Origin of the sequence: Magnetofaba australis IT-1, assembly GCF_002109495.1 — a bacterium.
GTDB classification, from domain to species: Bacteria; Pseudomonadota; Magnetococcia; order Magnetococcales; family Magnetococcaceae; genus Magnetofaba; species Magnetofaba australis.
This window is the reverse complement of the sequence record NZ_LVJN01000016.1, coordinates 200,276-211,993: the sequence shown is the minus strand read 5'-3', so window position 1 is coordinate 211,993 and position 11,718 is coordinate 200,276. Positions and strand designations below refer to the sequence as shown.

The window sequence follows — 11,718 nt, the reverse complement described above, 5'->3', positions numbered from 1 at the left end:
GTCCCGCAGCAGGCGGCGCGCGACCCAAAAAACCCGATCTGCTGCTGATCGGCTCCTCCACCGGGGGACCGGCGGCGCTGTCGCAAGTGCTGGTGGATTGGCAACGGCGCAAGCTCTCCATCCCCACCCTCATCGTGCAGCACATGCCGCCGGTGTTTACCGCCTCGCTGGCCGCACAGTTGACCCGCTCGTCGGGGATTGAGGTGCGCGAAGCCGAAGAGGGGATGATTCTGGAGCCCGGCAGCATCACCCTGGCCCAGGGCGGCAAGCACATGACGGTGCGCGCCAACGGGCGGCAATTGGTGGTCAATCTGAATGAAGGCCCCAAAGTGAATGAGTGCCGTCCCGCTGTGGACGTGTTGTTCATGTCTGTGGTGGCGGCGTTCCCCGGACAGACCTTGTCGGTCATTTTGACCGGCATGGGGCGCGATGGCGCCAATGGCGTCGATGCGCTCAAGCGCGCCAACAAGACATACTGTATTACGCAGGACAAAGAGAGTTGCGTGGTCTATGGCATGCCCCGCTCCGTGGAGGAGATGGGGCTTTCTGACGAACCGATTCCACTGGATCGCATTGGCCAGCGGATTCAAGAGATTTGCGGGTAAGCCGCGCCGTGCGGCGCTTCCCGCTTCTTTCGCGAGTGTTGTGACGAATGGCTATCACACCGGAAGAGTTTAAAAACATCAGCCAATATATCCACGATCACAGCGGTATTACGATCGGGCCTGGCAAAGAGTATCTGGTGGAGAACCGGCTAACGGTGCTGCTGGTGCAGAACGGCTGTGAAACATTTGCCGAACTGCATAAGAAACTGCTGGCCGATACCGGCGCCTTGCGCTCCAAGGTGATCGACGCCATGACCACCAACGAGACGTTGTGGTTTCGCGACGCCTCGTTCTTCAACGCCCTGTCCGACTATGTGATCCCCGATCTGCTGCGCAAAGCCAAGACCCGACCCAAGATCCGCATCTGGTCGGCGGCCAGCTCCACCGGGCAGGAAGCCTATTCGGTGGCGATGCTGATCAACGAAGGGCGCTTGAAGATGGGCGCCTCGGCCCCGCCGTTGGACAAATTCTCCATTGTCGGCACCGATATCTCCCCCAGCTCCGTGTTCATCGCCAAGGCGGGCCGCTACAGCCAATTGGCCATCTCCCGCGGCATGAAGAAGGAGTTTCTGGAGCGCTACTTTGTCAAAAACGGCATGGCTTACGAAGTGAGCCAGGAGATTCGCTCGCTGGTCGAGTTCAAACTTTTCAATCTCAAGGATTCATACGCGCCATTGGGTACGTTTGATTTGGTCTTGTGCCGCAACGTGTTGATCTATTTTACCGACGAACTCAAAGGCGAGATCTATGGCAAGATCAACCGCGCATTGCAAAAAGACGGCTTGCTGGCGATCGGCGCATCGGAGTCGCCGCGCGGCTACACCAAAGCGTTTGAGCAGGTGATGTACGGCGGCGCCGCCATGTACAAACCGTCCGGCGGCGGCGGCGCAGTCGCCGCTGCGCCGAGAGCGGCGGCGCCTGCGCCTGCTGGGGCGCGCGCGGCGAGCGCTCCGACCGCCTCGACGGACGCGGCGGAGAACAAACCCGCCACCCTACGTCCTGGACTGCGCAACAAGCCGTTGTTGCGCCCGCGCCCTCTTAACAACAAATGACGGCGAGCTAAGACATGAAACTGTTGACAGTGGATGACTCTCGCACCATTCGTCGCGTCATCAGCGGCGTCGGCGCCATGATGGGCTATGAAGTGCTGGAAGCTGAGCATGGCATGGCGGCGTTGGAATTGTTGGAAGAACGCGCCGACGAAGTGGGCTTGATTCTGCTCGACTGGAACATGCCGGGCATGAATGGACTGGAAGTGCTGCAAGCGGTGAAGAAGGATGCCCGTTGGCAACACATTCCGGTGATGATGGTGACCACCGAAGGCGAGAAGGACTATATTATCCGCGCCATTCAGGCGGGCGCGTGTCACTACATGACCAAACCGTTCTCTCAGGAAGATATGGCCGCCCGCATCATGGAAGCCATGGGCATGGGCATGTAATCGAATGACTCTGGCCGACGTCGCAGCAGAACGCACAGCGTCGACTCCCATCCACACCAACCGGACTATCAAGCCATGAGCGAGACGACCGATAAGTTGATCAACGCCCTGCGCGGCGCGGTGAATGAAGTGATGGGCACCATGGCCTGGTGCGAGGCGATTGCGGCTGGGGAGAAGGTGGTGAACTCCCTGATCCTGGATGATGAAGTGGGCGGCATGATCCACGTGGGCGGCGATGTGAGCGCCATGGTGGGCATCTCCTGCAACAAGCGTATCGCCGCCGAATTGTGTTCGCGCATCGTCGGCCTGCCAGCCGAAGAGCTCAATGATGAGGATCTGCTTGACGGCGTGGCGGAGTTGGCCAATATGATCTGTGGCGCGATGAAGTCCAAGGCCGCTGTAGGCCACCTGGATCTCTCTTCGCCCGCCGCCATTGTGGGGCAGCAGTTTCAAGCACAGTGGAAAACGCTGCACAAAACCCACATACTGGCGTTTGAGTTGGAGGGCGAGCGGTTTTGCGTCCACCTCTCGGCCTGATTTTCGCTAACAGCCGCATTGTGGGCAGAAGTTTTGTAACTGTTGCGTTGCAATAGGTTGTTTGGATGCGTGTCTGACGTGATGCGAACGGCGGACAAAATCCATTTTTTGATGAAAAAGTGAAATCGATGCGAAGCGGACTGCTTTTCCGGCTCGAAATTCGATTCGATTTCCTGTATGTATACATAGCAACGAGGCGCCAACTGTCATTGGGAGAGACTCCATGCGTGTTCTGATCGTCGACGACTCCAGCGTGATGCGTAAAATCGTCACTCGTGGATTGCGTCAGGCTGGTTTTAAAATTGACGAAATTCTGGAAGCGGGCGATGGCCAAAAAGCGCTTGAAGTGCTGGCTGGCGGCGCCAAGGTCGATCTGATCCTGTCGGACTGGAACATGCCCAATATGGACGGCTTGACTCTGGTGAAAGAGGTCCGCAAAAAAGACACCGACACCCCCATCGTGATGGTCACCACCGAGGGCGGCGAAGGTAAGGTCAACGAAGCGATGACCAGCGGCGCTAACGGCCACATCAAAAAGCCGTTCACCCCGGATACCCTGCAAGCGACGCTGGGCAAATACTTCTGATCGCTTGCGACGAAAAAACCCCCGCTTCGCTCCGGCGTCGCGGGGGTTTTTTCGTTTTGGCCTCCCACTTGCATCCTTTCTGGTAAGGCGATCTGAGGCGCAATGGCGTCAAAGAATTGTCTGATCATTTGCAGATCTGAGGCGCGTTAGCGCTGTGATCAAGGCCTGCAAATGCCATCTTCTCACCGCAAGCAAGTTGGTTGGTAACAGCGCATGAGTGAAGAAAAGGCGCTAAAGAAGATTCGCCCCTTCCTGCTGAACTTCTTCAATCGTCTGAGCAATGATATGAACATGCTCACCGGCGCAACGGTGGCGTGTACGCTCACGGACATGGAGTTCCTGCGCGGCCAGGACGAGCTGGAGACCGTCTTCGAGCTTGACCGCAGCGTCGCCAAAGTGACCGAAGACGGCCAGAACGTCGGTAACGGCTTCATCTGCTTTGACCTGGGCACCTCCATCGCCCTGGCCGGCATGATGATGATGATGGGCGAATCGGTCATTCGCGAGCAGGTCAAAAAGAAAGACTACAACGAGGAGATCCAAGAGGGTTTCCAAGAGATCGCCAACCAGGTGGTGGGCGCGCTCAATGACCTCGTTGAGAAGAAGATCGAAAACGGACACATCCTACTCAATTTGCCCACCCACCACGTGGCGTTTGGCGAATACCCCGATTTCCTGCCACAGAACGAAACCTATCTTTCGGCTTCGTGCGACATCCAGGTCGGCGACTTCAATCCCGAAGAGTCTAAATGGCTCTTCTCCCGTGGATTGGTTGACGCACTGACCGGCGTGCGGGTGGAAGGCACGCCAGAAGAGGAAGCGGCGGACGCCACTGGCGGCGGCGCAGGCGCTGATGCGGCGGGCGGCGGCGCAGGCGGCGACTTTGCCGACGGCGATATCGGCTCAGCGGCCGAATTGGGTGGAGAGGGTTCGGCGCGCGTGGGCGGCGCATCCTCCTCTGGTGGTCTGGATGACGTTGGCGGCGGCGGCGGCATTGACGACGGCCTGGAGTTCCTCGATGGCGGCTCCGGCGACTCCGATGTAGAGTTCATCGATGGCGGCGGTTTCGGCGACAGTGAAGACGGCATCGAATTCCTCTCTGACGAGGATGGCCCCGGCGGGCCTGGCCCCTATCCAGACCACGTCTACACCAGCGGCGACGGCCTGCCCATTCCCAATGAGCCGGGCAGCGTCAAGGCGGTGATGACCGAACTGCCCTTCTCACTCAAGGAGACTGATCGCGCCATCAAGGCGATCAACGCGGTGCGTCGCGACGGCTATCGTTACATCGGCATCGACAATGGCGAAGGCAAATTGATCCGCGTGCTCTCTCAGAGCGACGTGCGCCAATTGATGGGGCCGTTCTTCGGCACCAAGGCGCTCACCGCACGGGATAAAGCGATCTACACCGTGCCCATCGGCAAGCTCAACATCAAACAGGAGCTCATCGCCATCTCCATTGACGGCAGCGTCAATCAGGCGGCGGATCTGGTCTCCGAATACAATCTGCGCGCCCTGCCGGTGGTGAGCAAACAGGGCGTATTGCGCGGTTTCGTCACCGTGCACGGCCTGGTCAGCTTCTTCCGCCGTAAGAAACAGGGGTGATCTTTCACACCTGAGAAATATAGGGTGTAAGATGGAAGAGGCTGGGGCTTTGCCCCAGACCCCATGAGGGCGCCGCCCTCAACTCGCCAGGGCTTTGCCCTGGACCCACCAGGGGAATGATTCCCCTGGACCCCTGTGAGTCTTGTCAGTTGAAATCAGAATCGGATAGTTTGGGTATTGGTCATGAAAGATATCGAGGGCTTTGCCCTCGAGCTCCCAAGATCAACAACCAAACCATGGGCTCCGCCCTTTGATTGTTGATACGGCTGCGCCTGGGGCCGCTGTGGGCGCGGCCCCCAGACGATTCGGCAGGATTGCCGAATCGGACTCGCGCAGCGAGCCCGAAGGGTGAGGGCCATGGATGGCCCGAATCACCCCGCCGCCGACCAGTCGGCGGCCAATAGTCAGCTCAAGCTCAATCTACGTTACGCAAACATTGGCCGTTCTCAGCAGTTTTGGTTTTGACTCGCTATATGACCTCGTGCTTGCACACAAATTTGTGATCACACACTGTTGATCCTGATAGGTCCGGCCTTTTATCGCCATGGGCTCCTCCCCCTCCTCGATCCCCCTGTTTCGTCCCGATCTCACCACCGCGGACGCCGACGCCATAAACGCCGTCAGCGCCGCGCCTCAGTGGATCGACGCCGACTGCGTTACGCAATTGGAAGCCCACTGCGGCGCCCTGTGGAATCGCCACGCCATCGCCTTTGTGGACGCCGAAGCCGCCATGGACGCGCTCAAACAGGTGTTGGAATGGCCCGATGGCGCGCAGCTCGGCGTGGATGCGCTGCTGGAGCCTGCATGGCGTGAAGCGCTCAGCGCCCACTGGCTGCGCGCCGTGGTCAGCGACATCGACGCCAATGGTCACACCGCGCCCGTTTCCGCGACGCAGGCAACGCCGCTGACGGCGCACTTGATTCAACACACCGATGGCCTGCCTGCGCCGGAATCCGCTTGGCGCGCCTCCGATTGCCCCATAGAGATCATCAGCGACGTCCCCACACCCCTGCCGGGGGTGGGCAGGGCATCCATTCTGCTGCTGAGCATGGATCCCGGGCAGATGCTGCAAGGAGGCGGCCTGTGTCTGCTGCTGGACGCCGACTCTGAACGCGCCGCCGCCTTGCGCGCCGCCCGCACTGAATTACCTGCCACATTGGCCTGTGCTCTGGCGCGTAGCCAATGGGCTCAGGTCCAGCATCTGCTCGCCCGGCGCGCGCAAACGGCGATGGCCTATGCGAGGTTGCGCCATCGGGGACTGTTCACGCTGCCCCCTGTTCCCGCCAGCGGACGCCATTGGCGTCACTTTACCCTCGCTTTTGAGTCCACTGCGCAACGGGATGATTTCCTGGCGTTTCTCAACCGTGCACAGATCCACGCCGCCGCCCCGCCAGGATGGGCGTTGGCCCCCGATGAGGCGGCGCTGCCGGGCGTAAACAGATGGTTGCGCCACAGTTTACGCCTGCCGATTTACGCCGCTTTGGACGACGCTGAACGTAAGCGAGTGATCAACCGCATACATCGTTGGAGCGAACGCAACGATAACCGCTGAAATCCGGCGCAAAACCGGGTAGAGTACGGGGTTCGAAAAAAACATTGCCCTGCGCAGAGCGATTCTCCTCTTCGCACAGCGGCAAAGCTTTTCAGTAACCATCCGGGAGGCCCGAGAGTGGCTCAGGTTGACGACCAACATATTTTCGACGAAGTGGACGAACGTCTGCATCACGACCGCATGCACGAGCTGTGGCTGGCCTATCGCGGTTGGTTGATCGGCGGACTGGTCGCCTTCTTCGGCGCGCTGATCACCTACGTGGGCGTGCGCGATTACCGGCAGAGCCAGGCCAACGCCGCCTCTGACGCCTACCGCGCGGCGCTGTCGCAACTGCAAGCGGATCCGGCCAAGGGCCAAGACGCGCTGCTGCAGGTGATCGGCGAACACGCTGGCGACGGTTACGGCCAACTGGCGCGGCTGCAACTGGCCGCGGCGCTGATGGCCGACAAAAAGAACGATGAAGCGCTGCATCAGTTGGAGACCCTGGCCAATGAAGCCAGCGACCCGGCGCTGCGCTCCCTGGCGCTGCTCAACGCCGCCTATGCGGTGGTGGATAGCGACATCAACAAAGCCCTGGGCTACGCCAACCGCATCGAAGAGGCCTCCGCCTATCGCGCCCACGCGCTGGAGCTGATGGGTTTGGCCGCGCAAAAGGGCGGCGACACGCAGCAAGCCCTGGCGCGCTATGCCGAAGCGATGAAAAAGGGCCCCCCCGCCGGTTTACGGGATCGACTGGCGCTGCGCCTGGAGCGCCTGGGCGGCGCCGAAGCGTTGAAGAACGCGCTGCCCTCCGCGCAACAGGTTCCGGCGGAATAGAATGAGTCGGCCCTTTACCGGGCCGTTGATGGGAGAGACTGCGATGAATCAGCCCACATGCGCCACGCGCGCGCTCCGACCCCGCCTCTGGCTGGCGGCGTTGCTGGCGCTGCTGCTCGGCGGCTGTAGCACCGTCAACTCCATGACCGAGTGGGTGGTGGGCGCCGATGACGACCTGGATGAGGAGATCTCCACCTACGTGGAGCCCACCCCGGGCGCGCCCACGGGCCTGCAACGGGCTTGGTCCCATGGCGTGGTCGGCTCGCCGGACAAGTACATGCCGCAGCCGCGCCACTTTGAAGAGAGCGGCGGCGCGCTGTTCATCAGCGGCTTCCAGGGTGACGTGACCCGGGTGGACGCCGCCACCGGCCGCAGCAGTTGGGATGTGGATCTGGATACGCCCATCTTCGGCGGCGTCACCACCGATGGCGCGCGGGTCTACGTGGGCGACGCCGACGGTCACGCCATCGCCCTGGATGCGGCCACCGGCGCGGAAGTTTGGCGCGAGCGCCTCTCCACCAAGATCAGTTCCGCGCCCATGGTTCAGGGGGAACTGGTCTTCTTCCAAACCCTGGATAACCGCATCTACGCGCTCAACGCCGCCACCGGCAAGCGCGTCTGGTTCCACGGCGGCTCGCCCTCGCCCCTGTCGATGATGGGCGCCGCCTCCCCCACCGCCTTCTCCCACGGCATTCTGGCGGGCTACTCCACCGGCGACGTGCATGCGTTTGAGCCCCAAACCGGCAAGGATGTGTGGGATCGCAACCTCACCGTCATCGGCGGCCGCACCGAGTTGGATCTGCTGCAGGATGTGGACGCCGACCCGGTGGTCTCCGGTCTGCGCATCTACGTGGTCAGCCACCAGGGCCGTTTGATGGCCATCTACGCTCCCAACGGCGCCCAGGTGTGGCAGTCGCGTCTGTCGGCGCTGCGCACGCCGCTGCTGGATGGCGCGCGCCTCTACGTCGCCGACGTCGAAGGCTATCTGCACGCGCTCTCCGCCGAAGATGGAACCCCGTTGTGGAAAACCCGTCTGAGCGACGGCATGCTCACCGCGCCCACCCGCTTTAAGGATCAGATCATCGTCGCCGACGATTCCGGCCGTCGTTTCGCCGTCGATCCCGCCAGCGGGCGCGTGCTGGGCATGGACAAGAGCGGCGAGAGCTATCAGGCCGATCCCCTCATCGCTGCAGGCGGGCTCTACCTGCTCACCCGCGATGGCGATCTGGAGCGATTTGAGTGATGCTGTGCATGCTCTGTGCTGAAGACAATTGATGATTGAAAGATATCGAGGGCTTCGCCCTCGAGCTCCCAAGATCAACAGCCACACCGTGGGGCGCCGCCCCATGAATTGATGTTACGGCTTCGCCTATGGCCGCTGGGGTCGCGGGTCCCAGACCCCGCCCAGCAAATCGCTTGCGATTTGCGTATCAACAAATTTGTCGGCCATAAATGTCCGACTTTTCCCCATTTTCGCTTTTTGCGGCGCTAACAATGTCGCTGAGTCTCGTGAAATGACGCTTTTGCCTCCCCCCCTTATCGCCCTGGTTGGTCGCCCCAATGTGGGCAAATCCACCCTGTTCAATCGCCTCACGCGCACCCGCGACGCCCTGGTGGACAACACCCCAGGCCTCACCCGCGACCGCCAATACGGGGTGATCAAACGCGGCGACAACCCCTATCGCCTGGTGGACACCGGCGGCTATGAAGCCGACCCGCAAGAGTCCATCGTGCATCTGATCCGCGAACAGACCATCGTCGCCATGGAAGAGGCCGATCTGGTGGTGTTCGTGGTGGATGGCGCCGCCGGCATCGCCGCCGACGATCTGGAGATCGCCGAAAAGCTGCGCATCTCCGGCAAGCCGGTGATCGTAGCGGTGAACAAGACCGAAAAGCGCCTGGATGAGCGCTCGGCGGTGATGTTCTACGAACTGGGCCTGGATCCGGTGGCGCCCATCTCCGCCTCCCAGGGCATCGGCGTGATGGATCTGCTGGATCTGCTGGAGGAGAAGCTGGGACGCATCGTCCCGCCTGAACTGGAGCTGGACGAAGAGGGCCTTCCCAAAGAGGGTCTTGCCGAAGAGGAGAAGACCCCCACCCGGCTGGCCATCGTCGGCTGCCCCAACGCGGGCAAAAGCTCCCTGATCAATCGCCTGCTGGGCGAGCATCGCATGCTGGTTTCGGAGATCGCCGGGGCTACCCGCGATTCCGTCGACTCCCCGCCCATCACCATCGGCGGCGAGGAGTTCATCCTGGTGGATACGGCGGGCATCCGGCGCAAGGCGCGGGTGTCGCTGCGGGTGGAGAAGTACGCCGCCATCGCCGCCCTCAAGGCCATGGACCGCGCCGATGTGGCCATCATGCTGCTGGACGCCGAACGCGGCATCACCGATCAGGATAAGCGCATCGCCTCCCATGCGGTGGAGTCCGGCTGCGGATTGATCATCGTGGTCAACAAATGGGACTTGATGCCGCGCGGCAGGGATGTGCTCAAAGAGTTCCGCACCGAGATCGACATCGAATTCCCGCGTCTGTCCCACTGCCCGATTCAGATGATCAGCGCCAAGAGCGGCTTTGGCGTCGACAAGCTGATGCCGTTGGCGACAAAGATCAGCCGCGCGGTGAAGATGCGCATCTCCACCGGCGAGTTCAACCGCTGGCTGGAGGGCGCCACCGAGCGCAATCCGCCGCCGCGCGCGGGCGGCAAGCCGGTGAAGATGCGCTATGGCTCCCAGGTGAAGGTTTCGCCGCCCACCTTCGTCATCTTCGCCAACCGCCCGGAGAAGGTCGGCGACGCCTACAAGCGCTATCTGGAGAATCAGTTGCGCGCGGCCTATCCGCTGGATGGCGCGCCGTTGCGTTTGATCTTCCGCGGCGGCGCCAATCCGTATGAACCGGAAGCGGGAAAGCGGGTCAAAAAGGTCAATCCGCGCAGTCCCAAGCCGTACAAAAAGCGCATGAAAGCCGCCCGCGCCGCCTGTGCGACAGGATCAACCTGCGCCATTCCGACAAAAAAAGAAAATAAGCGTGGAGATATAAGAGACTGGGGCTTCGCCCCAGACCCCACCAGGGCTTCGCCCTGGACCCACGAGGGCTCTGCCCTCGACCCACGAGGGAAATGATTTCCCTCGACCCTCGTTAGTTTTGCTCCGTGCTGGCGCGTTGTCTTGTCACTCACTCGACTGTTCGCGCCTGCTCCGCTCTCGACAGGTCGAAAATCCCGACATTTATGGCGGGATTTTCGGGGGCCTGGGGGCCGCGCCTCCAGCGGCCATAGGCGAAGCCGTATCATCAATTAGTGGGGCGGCGCCCCACGGTTTGGCTTTTGATCTTAGGGGAGCTTGAGGGCGCAGCCCTCAATATCTCAAAGCATTCCATTTTTTCAGATCACCCAACCCGGATACTCCTCACAGAGAGGTTCCCATGGGACACGTCATCTCCCTGGTCAATGAGCGCCGCAAAACGCGGCAATTGCACGTGGGCTCCGTCGCCGTCGGCGGCGACGCCCCCATCAGCGTGCAGTCCATGACCAACACCGACACCCGCGACATCCCCGCCACCCTGGCGCAGATCACCGCTCTGGCCGAAGCGGGCGCGGACATGGTGCGGGTCTCCTGCCCCGACCCGGAGTCAGCGCAAGCGGTTAAAACCCTGGTGGCGGAGTCCCCGGTTCCCCTCATCGCCGATATCCACTTCGACCACCGCTTGGCGCTCACCGCGCTGGAGGGGGGCATCCACTGCCTGCGCATCAACCCCGGCAACATCGGCTCCGACGAGCGGGTGCGTTCGGTGGTGAGCGCGGCGCGGGAGCGCAATGTGCCCATCCGCATCGGCGTCAACGCCGGCTCGCTGGAGAAGCACCTGCTGGAGAAATACCGCGAGCCGTGCGCCCCGGCCATGGTGGAGTCGGCGCTGCACCACATCCGCATTCTGGAGGGTCTCAATTACCCGGAGATCAAGATCAGCCTCAAGGCCAGCGACGTGGGCATGACCGTGCAGGCTTATCGCCTGTTGGCCAAACAGGTGGACTACCCGCTGCATCTGGGCATCACCGAAGCGGGCGGCCTGCTGCCGGGCTCGGTGAAGTCGGCCATCGGCTTGGGCCTACTGCTGGTGGAGGGGATCGGCGATACGCTGCGCGTCTCCCTCTCCGCCGATCCGGTGGAGGAGATCAAAGTCGGGTTTGAGATTCTCAAGGCGCTGCAACTGCGCTCGCGGGGGGTCAACATCATCGCCTGTCCCACCTGCGCGCGGCAGGAGTTCCCGGTGATTGACGTGGTGGCGCAGTTGGAGAAGCGGTTGGCGCACATTCGCGAGCCGGTGACGCTGTCGATTATCGGCTGCGTGGTGAATGGTCCGGGCGAGGCCAAGGAGACTATGGTGGGCGTGGTGGGCGGTGCAGGTGAAAATCTGATCTACCGCTTGGGCCAGACCGATGGCAAGGCGGGGGATGAGTCGCTGGTGGAACAGGTGGCGCAGCGTGTGGAAGAGGCGGCGGCGCGCCTGCGCGAAAAGGCGGAGAAGGAGTAGTCGCCACACGCAACCACAACGGCACAGAACAGCCAATGTTTGCGTG

The 11,718-nt window shown here is 61.7% G+C and carries 11 protein-coding genes; all 11 read left to right on the top strand.

Translation table 11 applies throughout. The annotated features are described in order from the left end of the window. Positions 1 to 605, top strand: a 605-nt coding sequence (locus tag MAIT1_RS06095; RefSeq protein WP_143814681.1) for a CheB methylesterase domain-containing protein, incomplete at its 5' end; no start/stop codon positions are given. A 47-nt stretch (positions 606 to 652) separates the two neighbouring features. Beyond that, a complete protein-coding gene (locus MAIT1_RS06090; RefSeq protein ID WP_085441413.1) occupies positions 653 to 1,657 on the top strand; it encodes a CheR family methyltransferase in 1,005 nt (334 codons plus the stop codon). Between the two features lie 14 nt (positions 1,658 to 1,671). After that, positions 1,672 to 2,046 (top strand): response regulator, encoded by a 375-nt coding sequence (locus MAIT1_RS06085; protein ID WP_085441412.1) that lies wholly within the window; start codon positions 1,672 to 1,674, stop codon positions 2,044 to 2,046. A gap of 75 nt (positions 2,047 to 2,121) precedes the next feature. Further along, positions 2,122 to 2,583, top strand: coding sequence for a chemotaxis protein CheX (locus MAIT1_RS06080; protein ID WP_085441411.1), 462 nt, complete (start codon positions 2,122 to 2,124; stop codon positions 2,581 to 2,583). A gap of 223 nt (positions 2,584 to 2,806) precedes the next feature. After that, positions 2,807 to 3,169: a response regulator gene (locus MAIT1_RS06075; RefSeq protein WP_085441410.1), complete on the top strand. Its 363-nt coding sequence runs from the start codon at positions 2,807 to 2,809 to the stop codon at positions 3,167 to 3,169. Between the two features lie 213 nt (positions 3,170 to 3,382). After that, complete coding sequence (locus MAIT1_RS06070; protein ID WP_085441409.1) at positions 3,383 to 4,774, top strand: CBS domain-containing protein; 1,392 nt, start codon at positions 3,383 to 3,385, stop codon at positions 4,772 to 4,774. 544 nt (positions 4,775 to 5,318) lie between these two features. Then, the gene (locus tag MAIT1_RS06065) at positions 5,319 to 6,326 is read left to right on the top strand and encodes a DegT/DnrJ/EryC1/StrS family aminotransferase (protein WP_085441408.1); all 1,008 of its coding nucleotides are present in this window, start codon (positions 5,319 to 5,321) and stop codon (positions 6,324 to 6,326) included. Between the two features lie 117 nt (positions 6,327 to 6,443). After that, complete coding sequence (locus tag MAIT1_RS06060; RefSeq protein WP_085441407.1) at positions 6,444 to 7,142, top strand: tetratricopeptide repeat protein; 699 nt, start codon at positions 6,444 to 6,446, stop codon at positions 7,140 to 7,142. 43 nt (positions 7,143 to 7,185) lie between these two features. After that, positions 7,186 to 8,385, top strand: coding sequence for an outer membrane protein assembly factor BamB (bamB, locus tag MAIT1_RS06055; RefSeq protein ID WP_158089336.1), 1,200 nt, complete (start codon positions 7,186 to 7,188; stop codon positions 8,383 to 8,385). 271 nt (positions 8,386 to 8,656) lie between these two features. Next, on the top strand, positions 8,657 to 10,264 hold the full coding sequence (gene der, locus MAIT1_RS06050) for a ribosome biogenesis GTPase Der (RefSeq protein ID WP_085441405.1): 1,608 nt from the start codon (positions 8,657 to 8,659) through the stop codon (positions 10,262 to 10,264). 301 nt (positions 10,265 to 10,565) lie between these two features. Then, positions 10,566 to 11,672 carry a flavodoxin-dependent (E)-4-hydroxy-3-methylbut-2-enyl-diphosphate synthase gene (gene ispG / locus MAIT1_RS06045; protein ID WP_085441404.1) on the top strand — a complete coding sequence of 369 codons (1,107 nt, stop codon included), beginning with the start codon at positions 10,566 to 10,568 and terminating at the stop codon, positions 11,670 to 11,672. Positions 11,673 to 11,718: the final 46 nt, after the last annotated feature.